The organism is Bacillus sp. ChL18, assembly GCF_026241425.1.
GTDB classification, from domain to species: domain Bacteria; phylum Bacillota; class Bacilli; order Bacillales; family Bacillaceae; genus Bacillus; species Bacillus velezensis.
Window position 1 is genome coordinate 1762901 of the sequence record NZ_JAPHWE010000001.1, and the last position, 16459, is coordinate 1779359.

Annotated in this window: 16 protein-coding genes and 3 riboswitches; of the genes, 7 read left to right on the plus strand and 9 right to left on the minus strand. The window is 46.2% G+C overall.

The annotated features are described in order from the left end of the window. Position 1 precedes the first annotated feature (1 nt). Positions 2–1837 carry a DNA ligase D gene (locus OQ477_RS08555; RefSeq protein WP_265972096.1) on the plus strand — a complete coding sequence of 612 codons (1836 nt, stop codon included), beginning with the start codon at positions 2–4 and terminating at the stop codon, positions 1835–1837. Between the two features lie 9 nt (positions 1838–1846). Here the strand turns inward: OQ477_RS08555 and OQ477_RS08560 are convergent, their stop codons facing one another. The 4 genes from OQ477_RS08560 to OQ477_RS08575 form a co-directional block, all read right to left on the minus strand. Then, on the minus strand, positions 1847–2401 hold the full coding sequence (locus tag OQ477_RS08560; RefSeq protein WP_007407215.1) for a YkoP family protein: 555 nt from the start codon (positions 2399–2401) through the stop codon (positions 1847–1849). Positions 2402–2580: 179 nt separating this feature from the next. Further along, the gene (locus OQ477_RS08565) at positions 2581–3045 is read right to left on the minus strand and encodes a MarR family winged helix-turn-helix transcriptional regulator (protein ID WP_007610911.1); all 465 of its coding nucleotides are present in this window, start codon (positions 3043–3045) and stop codon (positions 2581–2583) included. A gap of 142 nt (positions 3046–3187) precedes the next feature. After that, the gene (locus OQ477_RS08570) at positions 3188–3370 is read right to left on the minus strand and encodes a Fur-regulated basic protein FbpA (RefSeq protein ID WP_003154731.1); all 183 of its coding nucleotides are present in this window, start codon (positions 3368–3370) and stop codon (positions 3188–3190) included. Positions 3371–3458: 88 nt separating this feature from the next. Then, positions 3459–3614 (minus strand): hypothetical protein, encoded by a 156-nt coding sequence (locus OQ477_RS08575; RefSeq protein WP_003154733.1) that lies wholly within the window; start codon positions 3612–3614, stop codon positions 3459–3461. Between the two features lie 194 nt (positions 3615–3808). Here OQ477_RS08575 and tnrA point away from each other — a divergent pair, with 194 nt between their 5' ends. Further along, positions 3809–4141 carry a MerR family transcriptional regulator TnrA gene (tnrA, locus tag OQ477_RS08580; RefSeq protein ID WP_003154734.1) on the plus strand — a complete coding sequence of 111 codons (333 nt, stop codon included), beginning with the start codon at positions 3809–3811 and terminating at the stop codon, positions 4139–4141. Positions 4142–4176: 35 nt separating this feature from the next. Here the strand turns inward: tnrA and mgtE are convergent, their stop codons facing one another. The 3 genes from mgtE to OQ477_RS08595 all read right to left on the minus strand — a co-directional run bounded on the left by mgtE (position 4177) and on the right by OQ477_RS08595 (position 7526). After that, the gene (gene mgtE, locus OQ477_RS08585) at positions 4177–5532 is read right to left on the minus strand and encodes a magnesium transporter (RefSeq protein ID WP_012117400.1); all 1356 of its coding nucleotides are present in this window, start codon (positions 5530–5532) and stop codon (positions 4177–4179) included. Between the two features lie 234 nt (positions 5533–5766). Continuing rightward, a riboswitch (M-box (ykoK) riboswitch) is annotated at positions 5767–5932 on the minus strand. 106 nt (positions 5933–6038) lie between these two features. After that, positions 6039–6176, minus strand: coding sequence for a transcriptional regulator SplA domain-containing protein (locus OQ477_RS08590; RefSeq protein WP_003154740.1), 138 nt, complete (start codon positions 6174–6176; stop codon positions 6039–6041). Positions 6177–6263: 87 nt separating this feature from the next. Beyond that, positions 6264–7526, minus strand: coding sequence for a glycoside hydrolase family 18 protein (locus OQ477_RS08595; RefSeq protein WP_265972100.1), 1263 nt, complete (start codon positions 7524–7526; stop codon positions 6264–6266). Positions 7527–7691: 165 nt separating this feature from the next. Continuing rightward, positions 7692–7805: riboswitch (TPP riboswitch) on the plus strand. A 179-nt stretch (positions 7806–7984) separates the two neighbouring features. On the opposite strand from OQ477_RS08595, the gene OQ477_RS08600 reads away from it, so the two are divergent. The 3 genes from OQ477_RS08600 to OQ477_RS08610 are packed head-to-tail and all read left to right on the plus strand — an operon-like array spanning position 7985 to position 10944. Next, positions 7985–8584, plus strand: a complete 600-nt coding sequence (locus OQ477_RS08600; protein ID WP_265972102.1) for an ECF transporter S component — start codon at positions 7985–7987, stop codon at positions 8582–8584. Then, entirely contained in the window at positions 8571–10208 is a 1638-nt protein-coding gene (locus OQ477_RS08605; RefSeq protein WP_265972105.1) for an ABC transporter ATP-binding protein, read from the plus strand. The genes OQ477_RS08600 and OQ477_RS08605 overlap by 14 nt, the downstream gene beginning before the upstream one ends. Beyond that, positions 10183–10944, plus strand: a complete 762-nt coding sequence (locus OQ477_RS08610; protein ID WP_012117396.1) for an energy-coupling factor transporter transmembrane component T family protein — start codon at positions 10183–10185, stop codon at positions 10942–10944. Before OQ477_RS08605 ends, OQ477_RS08610 begins: the two co-directional genes overlap by 26 nt. Positions 10945–10989: 45 nt before the next feature. On the opposite strand, the gene OQ477_RS08615 is transcribed toward OQ477_RS08610, so the two are convergent. Beyond that, positions 10990–11823: an STAS domain-containing protein gene (locus OQ477_RS08615; RefSeq protein WP_265972108.1), complete on the minus strand. Its 834-nt coding sequence runs from the start codon at positions 11821–11823 to the stop codon at positions 10990–10992. A gap of 219 nt (positions 11824–12042) precedes the next feature. On the opposite strand from OQ477_RS08615, the gene OQ477_RS08620 reads away from it, so the two are divergent. Continuing rightward, positions 12043–13002, plus strand: coding sequence for a S8 family peptidase (locus OQ477_RS08620; protein WP_265972110.1), 960 nt, complete (start codon positions 12043–12045; stop codon positions 13000–13002). Between the two features lie 139 nt (positions 13003–13141). Continuing rightward, a riboswitch (SAM riboswitch) is annotated at positions 13142–13296 on the plus strand. 83 nt (positions 13297–13379) lie between these two features. Beyond that, the gene (metE, locus tag OQ477_RS08625) at positions 13380–15668 is read left to right on the plus strand and encodes a 5-methyltetrahydropteroyltriglutamate--homocysteine S-methyltransferase (RefSeq protein WP_003154751.1); all 2289 of its coding nucleotides are present in this window, start codon (positions 13380–13382) and stop codon (positions 15666–15668) included. A gap of 48 nt (positions 15669–15716) precedes the next feature. On the opposite strand, the gene yeiL is transcribed toward metE, so the two are convergent. After that, complete coding sequence (yeiL, locus tag OQ477_RS08630) at positions 15717–16388, minus strand: transcriptional regulator YeiL (RefSeq protein ID WP_265972111.1); 672 nt, start codon at positions 16386–16388, stop codon at positions 15717–15719. Between the last annotated feature and the right edge of the window lie 71 nt (positions 16389–16459).

Genomic DNA, 16459 nt, shown 5'->3' on the forward strand with positions numbered 1-16459 from the left:
CATGGTGCTGACGATGCAGCCGATTTTGACCTCTGTACCGCCTGAAGGCAGTGAGTGGCGCTATGAGGTAAAGTATGACGGATTCCGCTGTCTTCTCCGCATAGACGAAAGCGGCGTTACATTAACCAGTAGAAACGGACAGACGCTGACGAATCAATTTCCCGAAATCACGGCTTTTGCGGCCCGGTGTTTTCAGCACATGAAAGACAGGTTTCCCATTACGCTTGACGGAGAGCTTGTCTATTTAATCAATCCGTACAGAGCGGACTTTGAGCATCTTCAAATCCGCGGACGTTTAAAACGGACGGAAGCAATTGAAAGCACCGCTGATAGACGGCCGTGCCGCTTTCTGGCATTTGATCTCCTCGTTCTGGAAGGCGCCGGCACCGTCTCATTACCGTATGTGAAACGGAAACGCGCCCTTTCCAAACTGCTTAAAGAAGCAAATCTTCCCGCCTGCCCTCATCACTTAGCGGAAGAAGCGATTCAATACATTCCGGAACACACTGACTTTGATGCGCTTTGGGACAAGGTCGTCCGCCATGACGGAGAAGGTATCGTAGCAAAAAGGGCTTCCAGCGGCTGGGCGGAAAATAAACGCTCTCCCGACTGGCAAAAGTATAAACATATGAAAACGGCACATGTGCTATTAACCGGGTTTAACCCGAAGAACGGGTATGTAACGGCCTCTGTTTTAAAAGACGACACCGCCGTCCCGATCGCTTCCGTTTCCCACGGCATGCAGGCGGAAGAAAAAAACGCCGTCAGAACCATTATGGAGACCCATGGAAAAAAACAAAAAAGCGGCGAGTATACACTTGAGCCTTCTATCTGCATGACCGTGCAGTATTTAACCATATTGCAGGACACGCTGCGTGAAGTATCTTTTGTGTCTTTTCAGTTTGAAATGGATTGGACGGAATGCACGTATCAGCAGCTTATCCTTCACTCTAAAACGCTGCCGCCGAAGCTGCAGTTCACAAGCCTGGATAAGATTGTTTTTAAAAAACGTGAAAAAACGAAAGCAGATTTCCTTAGTTATATGGTGAAAATGAGCGATTTTCTTATGCCCTTTCTTAAAGATCGGGCCGTCACGGTGATCCGTTATCCGCACGGCGCGCCTGGCGAATCTTTTTTTCAAAAAAACAAACCGGACTACACGCCGGACTTTGTCTCAAGCGTGTTTGACGGGAGCCACGAGCACATCGTATGCAGCAGCATACCGTCACTTTTATGGCTGGCTAATCAGCTGGCGCTTGAATTTCACGTTCCGTTTCAGAAAGTTCATTCTGAAAGGCCCGCAGAGATTGTCATTGACCTTGATCCCCCGTCAAGGAATGATTTCCCTATGGCTGTGGAGGCTGCGCATGTGCTGAAACAGCTGTTTGATTCATTCAGTATTACGTCATTCCCGAAGCTCTCCGGAAATAAAGGCATTCAGCTCTACATCCCGCTTTCACCGGAAGCATTCACCTATGAAGAAACCCGTGCGTTCACAATGCTCATCGCCGATTATTGCGTCAGGACGCGCCCGGATCTTTTTACGACAGAGCGGTTTATCAAAAACCGAAACGGCAGACTCTACCTAGATTATTTGCAGCATGCCGAAGGGAAAACCATTATCGCCCCCTATTCGACCCGGGGCAACGAATTGGGAACGGTTGCGGCTCCCCTTTATTGGAGCGAAGTCAACTCCTCTTTAACACCTGATGATTATACGATCGATACAGTAGTGAACCGCGTCAGGACAGAGGGAGATCCGTTTTATGATTTTTACCGGAATCCGCAGGACGGCCCGCTTTCAATCGTGCTTGAGCAAATCAAGAGAAAGAGCTGACGCTTTTTGTCAGCTCTTTTCAGTCTGATATGTGCACATCAATTTTTCTTTGGAAATAAATAAATAGCAGGAGTAAGGAATGTTTTTGAGGGTGAGCTGTTTTGCAGTAAAGTATAAAATGGGAATATGGGCCGCTTTCTTAAACAGCCTGTAGCAGCCGCTGGACGGTTTTATCACATCAAAACCGAGTCTCGCAGCTCCTTTATGAAGCATTGTAATGCCGACGACTCCCTTAATCTCGTCTTTCCGTTTATGCTGGTTAATATAATCCGCTAAATGAGGCATGGATTGATATACCTTCTGATATAGCATAATCCCCCTTCTGACCGCGCTTTCAATAGGCTGCAGCTCTTTCAGGAGTTTGACATTATGAAGATGAATCTTAACTAACACGTCGTTTTTTTTAATTCTGGTCCCGTCGCTCAGGATGACTTCTTTTCCTTTATATCTAGTCAAACGGACGCGGAATACATTCGATTGCCGTTTATCAATCAGCGTCAGCCGGGTAAAGAAGAAATAAAGCGGATCAAGTAAGTACCATATAGACAGCAGACAGCTTCTCACATGTTCACCTTCTTTATATTCAAAGCACCCTCATATTTTGGCATGGGGCATGTCACATTATGATTGGTAAATAATGATGCCGACCTGTATCAGCTTATGCAAAAACCGCTTCAGGCTCTACTGTCCGGAACAGAAAAAAAACACTCTTCGTGAAGAAGAGTGTCTGTATCCGCTTTCTTTTAACGGAAAAGCAAATGCTGGCTGTGAATTCCCGCTTTTTTCAGCAGGGCTATCAGCTGTTCCTGTTCCTCAGGCATAAGTCCTGAAAACGCTCTCGCAATTCTCAATGAATGAATCGGATAAATTTTATCCAAATACTCGTTTCCTTTATCAGTTAAATGGGCGTAAACAGACCGTTTGTCCTTCGGGTCTTGTTCTCTGACCAAAAACCCGTTTCTTTCAAGCTTGTCGATGACATAGGTGACATTCCCGCTGACAAGCAAAAGACGCGACCCGATTTGCTGAAGCTTTTGCGGTCCTCTCGTATAGAGCAGCTCCAAAACGGCAAATTCAGTCGGATTAAAACCGTGTTCTTTACTGTCTCGGATGCTGTGTTCAGACACACTCTTGAAAGCCCTTGCAAAAACTTTGTACAAATTCATCGAACGCATCACTTCTTCTTCGTTAAATGATAATCTCATCATATCTACCCCGTATTTAAGATTTTTATAAAAAAATAATGTAAACCCTTACAATTCATAAGAGTCGTTCTTTGTTTTATATTCTATTCGTGCCGTTTTTCAGAATTCCTTCTTTTTTATATAAAAAAATACCCTTATACATCATTTAATTTGTATAAGGGTTCCGTTCTTTATAGGGAATGTTCCGAAAAAAATACGCGTATTCCTTTCTCAGCTCCGTAATTGTCATGGAATTGAGTATTTCTTTCGTATAGACTCCGATCTGCAGAAGCTTTTTGGAATAATGGTTTCTCTCTTTGTCCAATGCATTTTGAAGCAAACGACTCATGGCGCCCTCCTTTGTTTTCCGTTATTCTATGATCAGAATAACGCTTTTATATCAAAGATGTATAAAGCCATTGTAAAACTTCTGTAGATTATGATGTTTTTCGGTAAAGTCCGTTCTGGACGGCTCTGAGCAGCGGAAAAGCGTGTTCCCCGGCAAGCTGCATGAACGCCTCCAGCATTTCATCGCGTTTCATATCTAATTCAATGATTTCTTTTGCCAGCGAAACCGCTTTTTCTTTCTCCATTCCTATCCTTCCTCCTCATTGTTGTCTGTACAGTAAGCATAAAACGGGGCAAAGGACCATGCATTAACCTTGTCAATTTTTCTGCCGCTTTTTTTCTAAAATTTTCTATTTCGCGTCAGAAAACCTGACAAGCGTCAGGTTTTTTCTCTTTTTTTCTTATATAATATGAGTAAAAGACATCCAGGGGTGGAAAAATGACGACAGACGAACAATCTTACAAAGATAAAAAAGTAATCTCGATCGGCATTGTAAGCGAATTAACCGGATTGTCAGTCAGACAGATCAGATACTATGAAGAACGGAAATTAATCTACCCGCAGCGTTCATCACGGGGAACGAGAAAGTATTCCTTCGCTGACGTTGAGCGGCTGATGGATATTGCCAACAAGCGGGAAGACGGCGTGCAGACGGCTGAGATTTTAAAAGACATGCGAAAAAAAGAACAGGCTCTCAAAAACGACCCGCAGCTCCGCAAAAAAATGCTGGAAGGACAGCTTAATGCTCATTTTAAGTATAAAAACCGCTGATCAAAAAAGTCCGCCTCCTGTGAGACGGACTTTTTTTATAAAGCATGAAGAAATGCAGTTGCAATGCCGAAATAAATTAATAAGGACAAAATATCGTTCAGCGTCGTAATCAGCGGTCCTGATGCAATCGCCGGGTCAATGTTCAGTTTATGAAGAATAATAGGGACGATCGTTCCGGCCATCGTACCGATAATCAACGTTGCAAGCAGCGATGAACCGACGACAAAACCGAGCGTTAAGTCTTTCTGCCAGACGGTTGCGACAATCGTAATCGCGATCGCACAGACGATGCCGATATAGATACCGGTTCTTAATTCACGGAAAATCAGTTTAAAGATGGTTTTTTTATTCATTTCTTCTTTAGCCAGTCCTCTGATGACGACGGCGAGTGACTGTGTGCCTGTATTACCCGTCGTTCCCGCGATCATCGGCATGAAAAACGCGAGGGCGACTACTTTTTGCAATGTATCTTCAAAATAATTCAGAATGCTTCCGGAAATCAATCCGATAAACAAAAGCAGAATGAGCCACGGCAAACGGCGGTACGCCGCAACGTACGCTTTCGTATCAAATGTAATCGCCTTACCGGAGGCTGCGAATTTTTCGTAATCTTCATCGGCTTCTTTAATCACGACGTCAATAATATCATCGACAGTGACAATACCGACAAGCACATGATTTTCTTCCACGATGGGAATGGCTAAAAAGTCATACCGCTGGATCAGCCGGGCGACTTCTTCCTGGTCTTGGAGCACCCCGGCCGAGATGACACGAGTAAACATGAGATCCTGCACTTTATCCTCAGGCTCGCCGAGAATTAAATCTCTGTATGAGAGCACTCCGACAAGCTGCTTGCTGTCATTAATCACGTACAAATAATTTATTGATTCTGCGATTTCTGCAAAGCTTTTCAGCTTCACGACCGCATCTTTTACTGTATAATGCTGCGGAATCCAGACGAAGCGGTTCGTCATCATCCGGCCCGCCGATTCTTGCGGATAGTTCATCAAAAGCTGTACGGCCTTTGATTCCTCAGCCTCCATGCTGGATAAAAGCTGTTCTTTCAGTTCTTCATCCATCTCTTCCAGCAATGCTGCGAGATCGTCGTTATCCATTTTATTCATTGCGAGAGTGGCTTTCGTTTTACCGACTTTATGCAAAACGGCAAGCTGAAATTCCCGCTCCAGCTCTCCGATCATATCGGTGATGTCATCAACCGTCATATATGACAGATAGCGGGCCCGGTGCTTTTCCGGCATTTCTTTAAACAAAAATGCCATGTCATAGGGCTGAAGCTCATCTATCATGTTTCGGAATTCTTTTATTTTTCCGTCCCGCAATAAAATGATAATGCGTAATATGAGTTCGTCATAGGTCATGTTTTGGACCATCGGGACTCGTACCTCCTTTACGGAGACGCGCCGTCCGTCAAGGGAAGTGCGGCGGTTTGTCTCCTCATCATGTCGTCACTGGTTATCTGGCTGTATATGGGTACTTCTTCTGACATACTCGAATGGGGAGAATCCATACTCCGCACCTCCTTATCATGCTCAGTCGTGTACGTTTTGAGGCATAAAAAAAACCTTCTGATATGAAGGCGAAAACAAGCACGGCAAATAAACGTGCGGGGCCTCCAATCGTAGAGCTTTAGCACTGTATGGCATAGGACAGCCATCCAGCTGCGTTAAGAATCACCTTATGTCGATGATTCCTGTTGACCCATTGGCGTCTTTGGACATTTTTGGGCAGCAGCGTATCTCCATACAGGAGCCTCACCTAACGAAGTTCTTATTTGAATTGACACACTGAGATTACAGAAAAAAAAGGAATGTGTCAACCTTAAATTTGTGATTTCAGCACATGCCTATAAAATAAATGGAATAAAGGCATAAAACCCTTATTCCGGCAAATCGCTTTCATCTTCTTCTGAAAGGAAATGATAGGATTCATGCAGCATGAGCGCGTACTCCCCTTCTTTTGTCGGATGCGGTACATACTCAGCCTCGTTGATATACTGCTCTTCCCTTTTCTTCATATGACAGACCTCCTGTTCAATTTTAGATTGTCCAAAAGAAGACCCGTTATCATAGGAAAAAAATCACTTGCGGAGCGGGACATGCAGCTATATTTTTCGGATCGTGAAAAAGTTCCTAAGCAGCCACGGGCCCGGTTTGAAACCGAGCGTTAATTGCCACGCGCCGATCGCCTGCAGTCCGAACTCCCGAACGAGAACCATTTTTTCACTCATGCTCCGCACATCCTCAAACCACACTTCATGCGTTCTTCCATTTTCATCAGTATACCGGAAGTAAGGGGAACGCTCCTGCTGGGAATAACGGATCACTGATTGATGCTTCATGGCCGTTTCCATGGCGCGCTGATTGGAGATGGCGGATCCGGTCGTTCCCGGACGGTACGGAATCACCCAATCATACCCGTACAGCGGAACACCGAGAATCACTTTTCTTCTCGGCACCCTGCTGATGACAAAATTGATCGTTTGCCTGACCTCTGTCAAAGGCGCCACGGGTCCCGGCTCACTGCCGGCGTGGTGCCAGTCGTACGCCATAATGAACATATAATCGACGACGGCTCCGATTCCGCCGTAATCATATCCCCTCAGCCACGGCACTGCATCACTTGTTTTCGCCGGAACCGATATCGTTAACGCGAGCTGATGCTCTGAAAGCCGGGTTTTTAACTGCCGGAGAAATCCTGTGAAGAGGTCCCTGTCAGCTTCTCTGACCCGTTCAAAATCGATATTTACACCGCCGTATCCCTTTCTTACGGTTAAGGAGACGATATTGTTGACGAGATTCGTTCTTGCCGTCGGATTTTGCAGCACTTGATGGGCTAATTCCGGACTGAATCCCCCTTCTGTCAGATTCGTAATGACGGCAAGCGGGCGCACTCTGTTCTGCCATGTGGTTTCTATTGCGGTTCTGTCGTTTAAATCGTTAATGATATCTCCATTCGGGCCAAAATGATATTCAAACAAAGAAATCGCCGAAGAATACGGCGCAAAATCATTAATTAACTCTCTATCCGCTTCAGGCGTCCGAATGACATAAAATTGCAGGGTACCCGCAAGATAGTTAGAGATATCAGGGATCTTCACTTTCATACCCGCCCGCAGCCGGTTCGGCGGAATATCCGGGTTTGCCTGCATCAGCTGCATCTGCGGCACATAAGCCTTACCTGCGATAACGGCATACGTATCATTCGGCTGAACCGTATATTCATTAAGAGGGATTAAAAGCGCCTGCCCCGGAACGATATTCGTTTCCTCAAGCCCGTTGACGCTTCTGATGCTGTCAACAGGGTATCCGTACTTTCTGCTGATGGAAAATAACGAGTCGCCAGACTGCACTGTATGAACAAACATAGATGTCCTCCGTTTCCTTTTGATCAAAAGGGCTCTTCTTATCTTAGGGCTCTTCTTATCTTTATGAATGATCTTCCGCTCCGATTCCAAACTCTGTTCGGAGAAAGGCTGTTTACAAATCAGACATGATCAACTATGATGATGTCATCATAAAAAACTGTATAGGAAACGCACTAGGGGTGCTGTTATCGGCTGAGATAAAACATGCGGCAGGCGTGTTTTGATCCCTTATAACCCGATCTGGATAATACCAGCGTGGGGAAGTGCAGATTGACCGGAGCGCAGGGTTTTTCCCCATGCGTTTTCGTTCTGCTGCTGCATATTCCCTCGGATATGCAGTTTTTTATTTTTCATTAAAAAACGGGGGAGGACACCGCAATATGAAACTAAATATAAACCGCCTGTAAAATCAACTCTTTCATACATACGACTATCCGATAAGAAAGCAGGAGATCACAATGAAAAGTTGGAAAATGAGAGAAATTGTCGTCATGTCCGTCATCAGTGTTGTATTTGCTGTCATTTATTTAGTATCAACTCATGCAAGCAATATAGCGGCAGGATTTTTCGGCCGGATGAGCTACGAACCGATTTACGGTATCTGGTTTATCGTCTCGGTGATTGCCGCGTACATTATTCAAAAACCGGGAGCGGCTCTCGTTTCTGAAATCATCGCCGCGTTTGTGGAGTGCTTACTCGGAAATCCGTCAGGACCGATGGTGATTCTGATCGGGATCGCACAGGGAATCGGTGCGGAAGCGGTCTTTTTTGCGACACGCTGGCGGATTTATACCCTGCCCGTGCTTCTTTTATCCGGTATGGGGTCTTCTGTGACAAGCTTCATTTATGACTTGTTCGTTTCGGGGTACTCTGTTTTGAATCCGGGTTTATTAGCCGTCATGCTTCTCATCCGTCTGGTCTCAGGTGCGCTTCTTGCCGGCCTTCTCGGCAAAGCAATCAGTGATGCGCTGGCTTACACAGGGGTGCTGAACGGCATGGCGCTCGGAAAACAATTCAAGAAGAAAAAGAAACAGGTGAACCAAGATGCAGGCATTTGAGCCCCTTCTATCGGCCGGCCGTCTTACCTTTTCTTATGATCAGGATGAAAAGCCGATTCTTCAAAACGTGTCCTTTCAGCTCCGCAAAGGAGAGCGGGCTTTATTGCTCGGGCCGAGCGGATGCGGTAAAAGCTCGCTCGCTCTCTGTTTAAACGGTCTGTACCCGGAAGCATGCGATGGGGTTCAATCGGGAACCGTTTCTTTATACAGAACACCTCTTTCACATCTGACAGAACCCGCCGCCAGATCCATCGGCGTCGTGTTTCAAGATCCGGACCAGCAGTTTTGCATGCTGACGGTTGAAGATGAAATCGCCTTCGGCCTGGAAAATTTGCAATATACAAAAGAAGATATGGACGCAATCATCGATGACGTTTTAGAAAAATTAGAGATCACTCATCTGAAAACGCGAACGATCGCTTCGCTGTCAGGCGGTTCAAAACAAAAAGTGGCGCTTGCCTGTATCATTGCGATGGAACCGGAACTCATTATTTTGGACGAACCGACGGCACAGCTTGATCCATATTCCGCACGTGAATTAGTGCGGCTGATCAAAGATCTTCAAGCAAAAAAAGGCTTCGGCCTTCTCGTTATCGAACATCAGCTTGATCATTGGGCGCCGTGGATGGACAGGACGATTGTCCTTGATGAAACGGGTCAGAAGGTGATGGACGGAGAGACGGACGTTATCTTTGAAACAAAGATTGGAGAGCTGATGGAGCTCGGCATTCCGATCCCGCGTGTGATCTCATTGCAGGAGCACGTCAGCATTCCTTTTACATTGTGTAAAGAAAAGCTGTTTCACGAACCTGTACCATCTCTGCCCGAACCCCGGCCCGCCGCGCTTTCGGCAGAAGACGCGCTGAACGTTCACGAGCTGTCATTCTCAAGAGGAGCAGACGTCATTTTTCAGGATGTGAGCTTTTCCGTAAAAAAAGGTTCAATCACCGCGATTGCCGGCCCTAACGGAACAGGAAAATCCACGCTCCTTTCTGCCGCGGCCAAGCTCATCCGTCCGCTGGGCGGAGACATCAAAATAGACGGCAGACCGATTGATTCCTATTCTGAAAAAGAGCTGCGGCGGCTGATCGGATATGTTTTCCAAAATCCTGAACACCAGTTTGTCACAGATTCCGTCATTCAAGAGCTGATGTTCGGTTTTGAAAGCAGCAGAGCCGCAAAGGAGAAAGCTCTTCAGCTGTTAACCCGATTCGGCCTGAGACGCCATGCCTCACAGCATCCGTTTTCTTTAAGCCAAGGACAAAAACGCAGGCTCAGCGTCGCGACGATGCTTATGCACAATGTGAACGTTTTGATGCTTGATGAACCGACTTTCGGACAGGATGCCAAAACGGCGCGGGAGTGTATGCAAATGCTCCGTGAGATTCAAAAGGAAGGAACGGCTGTTTTAATGGTGACACACGATATGGAACTCGTCTCAGATTATGCCGACACGATCCTTGTGCTCTGCGGCACGAAACTGGTATTCCGGGGAACTCCCGACGCTTTGTTTTCTGATAACACCGGGATCGCCGAGCAGGCGCATTTGGCTTTGCCGCTGCGGTATGAATGGATGAAACACGACAGGAGGCGGAGAAATGAACTTGCGGCTGGAGGCTGTTAACCCGTCAATAAAGGCGGCGGCTGTATTGTTATGCGTCATTATGCTGTCGTTTATTTATAATCCGTACACCCCTGCTTTGTTTTATATCATCATTGCGGGAGGCGTCCTCTCGGCGGGGCGTGTGCCGCTGAAAAAATGGCTGCTGTTCACGATTCCGTTTGTCATTCTGGCCTTCGGTTCTTTATGGACAGCCGCCGTATTCGGAAACATCCCGACAACCGGAAGCAACCTGCTGTTTAAGCTCGGGCCGATTGCCGTCAACAGTGATAACGCGGCGCTCGGGATTTCTATCGCGTTTCGTATTTTATGTTTTTCCGCTTTGTCGATGATGTTTCTTTTCACAACCGATCCGATTCTGTTCATGCTCAGTCTGATTCAGCAGTGTAAGCTGCCGCCCAAGCTTGCATACGGCGTTATCGCGGGGTTCCGGTTTCTCCCTCTTCTGAAAGATGAAATCCTGATCATCCGGCAGGCGCACAGAATCAGGGGCGCGGCGTCTGATTCCGGGCTGAAAGGAAAGCTCTCCGCCTTCAGGCGCTTCACCATTCCGCTATTGGCAGGCGCAATCAGAAAGGCGGAACGCACGGCGATCGCGATGGAATCTAAAGGCTTTACGGGGAGCCGAAACCGCACGTTTTACAGAACTGTTACTGTGCGCCGCGCCGACTGGTGCTTTTTCCTGCTCGTGCTTCTGTTATTCGGCGCAAGCTGGCTCATTTCATTGTTGTTTGTATAAAAACAGGCCGCCGGAGTGATTCGGCAGCCTGTTTTGTTATGTATGTTATTGATGATAATTGAGAGCCTGAGCGAGATTGGACTTGATCGTAATATCTGAGAAATTAATGCCGAGCTGTACGGCGGTTTGAGCCATTTCCGGCCTGATTCCGGATAAAGTGGACGTGACGCCGATCAGGTTCAGCGCCTCAATTAATTTAAAAATCTGATGCGCCACCATCGTATCGACAACCACTACACCCGACAGGTCAATAAACAGATGTTCAATCCGCCGTTTGGCACATGTGCTCAGCGTATTTTCAAGAATGAATTTGGCGCGCTCCGTGTCAATATCGCCGACAAGCGGCAGCAGCGCCGTCCGTTTGCTCAGCGTGATAACCGGCGAGCTTAACTCCAAAATCATTTCTCTTTGCGCGTTCAGCTGCATTTTTGAGTTATGCTCGGCATGATCGACAAACGTGTAAATCGTAAAATCAAATACTTGTACAATTAAATTCTCCCATTTCTTCCTTTCTCCCTGTGCAAACGAAGATTCATGTTTATCGGCAAACGCATCATAATAACTGATGTATAGTCTCCGGTTTCTCATGAATTCACGGACCACATACTGGACGGGTGTATCCAGATGCTTCTGGTCTTTCGCGAGCTCAATCACCCACTGCTCGAACTCTTCTAAAAATTCTTTTTCCGGCATGATATACATTTTATTAATATGCCGGTAAAATTCTTTATCCTGCTCCGTCAGTTCTTCTGTGATTACAGGATTTGTCAAAGAATAAATCGAATTCGGATCCGAATCTTCCATCGTTTCGATCCACTCTTTCGCAATTTGATCCACTTGTTCTGAAAAATAGTTGTATAATGCTTCACTTATCTTCATATCTCTTCTCCTTTCCCATTTCCAATTATAGCGTCAGCGGGTCATGAATGAAAATGAAAGCTGTCAAACTATCCATATATTTGAAATTTTTTAGTACGATAGATTACGCCTTTTTTATGAAAATGCTTCAAATGACTCTTTCCGGCCGGCATGCTCTGCCATAAAATAGTAGCAACACCCTTGTATCCACTCGCAAGCATAAAAAAGGAGGGCTTTTTTATGAATGGTGAAATGCATTTGATTCCTTATGTCACGGATGAACAGATCATGGATGTGAACGAGCTTCCTGAGGGGATTAAAGTGATTAAGGCGCCAGAGTTGTGGGCAAAAGGGTTTAAAGGCAAGGATATTAAAGTCGCGGTGCTTGACACAGGCTGCGACATCAATCATCCTGATTTGAAAGACCGGATTGTCGGCGGGAAAAACTTCACCGATGATGACGGAGGCAAAGAAGACGCGATTTCCGATTATAACGGACACGGGACACACGTTTCCGGAACGATTGCCGCCAATGATTCAAACGGCGGAATTTCGGGTGTCGCGCCGGAAGCAAGCCTTTTAATCGTTAAAGTTCTCGGCGGTCAAAACGGCAGCGGCAAATACGAATGGATCATTAACGGCATCAACTACGCCGTTGAACAAAAGGCCGATATCATTTCCATGTCACTCGGCGGGCCAAGCGATGTGCCTGAATTGAAAGAAGCCGTCACAAATGCGGTAAAAAGCGGTGTTCTGGTCGTTTGCGCGGCAGGAAACGAAGGCGACGGAGACGAGCGTACAGAGGAACTGTCGTATCCGGCCGCTTACAACGAAGTGATCGCAGTCGGATCAGTCTCAATCGCCCGTAAATCGTCTGAATTTTCAAATGCAAATAAAGAGATTGACCTGGTGGCTCCGGGAGAAAATATTCTCTCCACCCTTCCCAACCATAAATATGGGAAGCTGACGGGCACTTCAATGGCCGCCCCGCATGTGAGCGGAGCGCTTGCCTTAATAAAAGGGCTTGAACAGGACGCGTTTCAGCGGACGCTTTCTGAGGCTGAAGTCTACGCCCAGCTCGTGCGGCGGACCCTTCCTTTGGACATCTCCAAAACATTGGCCGGGAACGGATTTCTGTATTTAGACGCGGCTGAAGTGCTGATGGAAAGAGCCGAACAGGCACAGCTGCTGTCTTTCTGATATTTTTCTCGTATAATGATTAATCAGCTTGTCACATCACCAATTTTTAAATTGTGAGATTTTCTATTGACAGTGATCCGAATAAGCTGATAAGATAACCAACAAATGATGTAACTTTTCAAAAAAATTGAAATATTTTCTCTTATCGAGAGTTGGGCGAGGGATTGGCCTTTTGACCCCAACAGCAACCGACCGTAATTCCATTGTGAAATGGGGCGCGTGATTTTTGCGCCGAGACGATTGTCTCATAAGGCACGGTGCTAATTCCATCAGACGTGATCTGAGAGATAAGAGAGGCTTGCATTTTGAAGTTAAAGCCTCTTTCTCTCATGAGAAAGAGGCTTTTTTGTTACATCTCACTTAAAGGAGGAAACTTAATGACAACAATCAAAACTTCGAACCTCGGTTTTCCGAGAATCGGCTTGAACAGAGAATGGAAAAAAGCGCTTGAGGCTTATTGGAAAGGTAACACTGATAAAGAAACGTTTCTTAAAGAGCTTGACGGTTTATTCTTATCAGCTGTCAAAACACAGCTTGACCAACATATCGATATCGTGCCTGTCTCTGATTTCACCCATTATGACCATGTGCTCGATACAGCCGTCAGCTTTAACTGGATTCCGGAAAGATTCCGCAGCATCACGGATCCCGTTGATACATACTTTGCGATTGCCCGCGGTGTAAAAGACGCCGTTTCCAGTGAAATGACGAAATGGTTCAATACCAACTACCATTACATCGTTCCTGAATATGACGAAAGCATTGAATTCCGTCTGACGAGAAACAAACAGCTTGACGACTACCGCCGGATCAAAGAAGAATTCGGAGCGGAAACAAAACCTGTCATCGTCGGTCCGTACACATTCGTCACACTTGCGAAAGGATACGAAGAATCAGAAGCGAAAGCGATTCAAAAGCGCCTTGTTCCTCTTTATGTGCAGCTGCTGAAAGAGCTTGAAGCAGAAGGCGTCAAATGGGTTCAGATTGATGAGCCTGCCCTTGTGACAGCTTCTTCTGAAGATGTCCGCGCCGCCAAAGACCTCTATGAGGCGATCACAAAAGAGCTTTCAGGACTGAATGTCCTCCTGCAGACATACTTCGATTCGGTTGATGCATATGAAGAACTCGTTTCTTATCCTGTACAGGGAATCGGGCTTGACTTCGTACATGATAAAGGCAGAAACCTTGAGCAGCTGAAAAAGCACGGCTTCCCGAAAGATAAAGTACTGGCAGCCGGTGTGGTCGACGGCCGGAACATTTGGAAAATCGATGTTGAAGAACGCCTTGACGCGGCTTTGGATATCCTCAGCCACGCTGATGTTGAGGAGTTATGGATTCAGCCTTCAAGCAGCCTTCTGCACGTGCCGGTGGCGAAACACCCTGACGAGCATCTTGAAAAGGATTTGCTGAACGGCCTGTCATACGCTAAAGAAAAACTGGCGGAACTCGGCGTCTTAAAAGAAGGGCTTCTGTCCGGCAAAGCGGCCGTCAGTGAGCAGATCGAAGAATCAAAAGCGGCACTTAAGGCTTTAAAAGCATTCGCAACAGGAGCGAACTCAGCTCAAAAAGAAGAGCTGAATCAGCTGACGGAAAAAGATTTCTCCCGTCCGGCAAGCTTTGAAGAACGATTGGCGCTGCAGAATGAATCACTCGGTCTTCCTCTTCTGCCGACGACGACAATCGGAAGCTTCCCTCAATCTGCCGAGGTGCGGAGCGCACGGCAAAAATGGCGCAAAAAAGATTGGACGGATGAACAGTACCAAGCCTTTATTAATGCGGAAACGAAGCGCTGGGTTGACATTCAGGAAGAAATCGGCTTAGACGTGCTCGTTCACGGAGAATTTGAGCGTACGGACATGGTCGAATACTTCGGTGAAAAACTGGCCGGATTCGCCTTTACGAAATATGCATGGGTGCAGTCTTACGGTTCACGCTGCGTACGTCCGCCTGTCATTTTCGGAGATGTCGAATTTATCGAACCGATGACGGTAAAAGATACGGTCTACGCCCAATCGCTGACGGAAAAACACATGAAAGGCATGCTGACGGGACCTGTCACCATCTTAAACTGGTCATTCCCGCGTGTGGATATTTCAAGAAAAGAAATCGCCTTCCAGATTGGGCTTGCCCTCAGAAAAGAAGTAAAAGCGCTTGAAGATGCCGGTATTCAGATTATCCAAGTGGATGAACCCGCGCTCCGCGAAGGACTGCCGTTAAAAACGCAGGATTGGGATGAATATTTAACTTGGGCCGCAGAAGCATTCCGGTTAACGACGTCTTCTGTGCAAAATGAGACGCAGATTCATACGCATATGTGTTACAGCAACTTTGAAGATATCGTAGATACGATCAATGATCTTGACGCGGATGTCATTACAATCGAACACAGCCGAAGCCACGGAGGATTTTTAGAATATTTGAAAGAACATCCTTACGTGAAAGGCCTCGGACTCGGTGTATACGACATTCACAGCCCGCGTGTGCCGGCAACTGAAGAAATCTATCAAATTATTGATGACGCACTTGAAGTGTGTCCGACTGACCGCTTCTGGGTAAACCCGGACTGCGGACTGAAAACAAGACAGCAGGAAGAAACCGTTGCGGCATTAAAAAATATGGTCGACGCCGCGAAACAGGCAAGAAAAAAACAAGCTCAGCTTGTATAAAAAAAACAGCCATCCGCAAATCGCGGGTGGCTGTTTTTTCTGGGCGTGCTACTTATTCTTCAGCGCCTCCGCAAGTTCACTTAGTGAATCATACTGCTTAATTTGATAGCCCCGCCCTTCTTTTTGCAAATACCCTTTTTGGCAGAATTGCGTCAGCACATGCAAGAGATGACGGTAAGATACACCCAAATAATCACAGACCGTTACGTGCTTCTCTTTATAAACCCCTTCATAAGCCGTCTGCAAAATAAAATCAGCCAGCCGGTTTTCAAGCGGGAACGCCAGACTTTGTGAATATTTCGAAGCCATAAGCGTTGCCTTAGCACTTAAAAACTTAGCCAACTCACGCAGGAATTTCGCATCCTGCAGCAATTGCGCGCGGCAGCGGTAAATAGGCAGAGCAAAACAAACAGTCTTCGCTGAGGCTTGAATTCCTTTTGTGTAATACACTTCATGTAACAGTTCCATCTCTCCGATGTAATCATTTTTGTTGATAAAATTAATTAAAGAAACTTTCCCGTTTTGATGGGTTACATATATTTTCGCTTTTCCTTCAATCACGTAAAACAGGAAGTCAGGCCTCCTGCCCTCTTGAATAATCCATTCGTCCCGCTCATATTCGCGCACTTCCATAAACTCTTCAGCGGGGAAAGAGAATAAATGCGCGATTGAGTGTTTTTCTAACTGATGTTTCTTTTTCTCGCCTTTATAAATTTCCATCGTCCACCCCAAAAATATGAGATATCTCATATTGTCTTTATGTCCTTACATGATAACATGCCAATTAAAGG

Coding starts and splice junctions, on each gene's coding strand:
- OQ477_RS08555 (WP_265972096.1), top strand. CDS start 2: ATGGTGCTGACGATGCAGCCGATTTTGACCTCTGTACCGCCTGAAGGC.
- OQ477_RS08565 (WP_007610911.1), bottom strand. CDS start 3,045: ATGATGAGATTATCATTTAACGAAGAAGAAGTGATGCGTTCGATGAAT.
- OQ477_RS08570 (WP_003154731.1), bottom strand. CDS start 3,370: ATGAGTCGTTTGCTTCAAAATGCATTGGACAAAGAGAGAAACCATTAT.
- OQ477_RS08575 (WP_003154733.1), bottom strand. CDS start 3,614: ATGGAGAAAGAAAAAGCGGTTTCGCTGGCAAAAGAAATCATTGAATTA.
- tnrA (WP_003154734.1), top strand. CDS start 3,809: ATGACGACAGACGAACAATCTTACAAAGATAAAAAAGTAATCTCGATC.
- mgtE (WP_012117400.1), bottom strand. CDS start 5,532: ATGGTCCAAAACATGACCTATGACGAACTCATATTACGCATTATCATT.
- OQ477_RS08590 (WP_003154740.1), bottom strand. CDS start 6,176: ATGAAGAAAAGGGAAGAGCAGTATATCAACGAGGCTGAGTATGTACCG.
- OQ477_RS08595 (WP_265972100.1), bottom strand. CDS start 7,526: ATGTTTGTTCATACAGTGCAGTCTGGCGACTCGTTATTTTCCATCAGC.
- OQ477_RS08600 (WP_265972102.1), top strand. CDS start 7,985: ATGAAAAGTTGGAAAATGAGAGAAATTGTCGTCATGTCCGTCATCAGT.
- OQ477_RS08605 (WP_265972105.1), top strand. CDS start 8,571: ATGCAGGCATTTGAGCCCCTTCTATCGGCCGGCCGTCTTACCTTTTCT.
- OQ477_RS08610 (WP_012117396.1), top strand. CDS start 10,183: ATGAACTTGCGGCTGGAGGCTGTTAACCCGTCAATAAAGGCGGCGGCT.
- OQ477_RS08615 (WP_265972108.1), bottom strand. CDS start 11,823: ATGAAGATAAGTGAAGCATTATACAACTATTTTTCAGAACAAGTGGAT.
- OQ477_RS08620 (WP_265972110.1), top strand. CDS start 12,043: ATGAATGGTGAAATGCATTTGATTCCTTATGTCACGGATGAACAGATC.
- metE (WP_003154751.1), top strand. CDS start 13,380: ATGACAACAATCAAAACTTCGAACCTCGGTTTTCCGAGAATCGGCTTG.
- yeiL (WP_265972111.1), bottom strand. CDS start 16,388: ATGGAAATTTATAAAGGCGAGAAAAAGAAACATCAGTTAGAAAAACAC.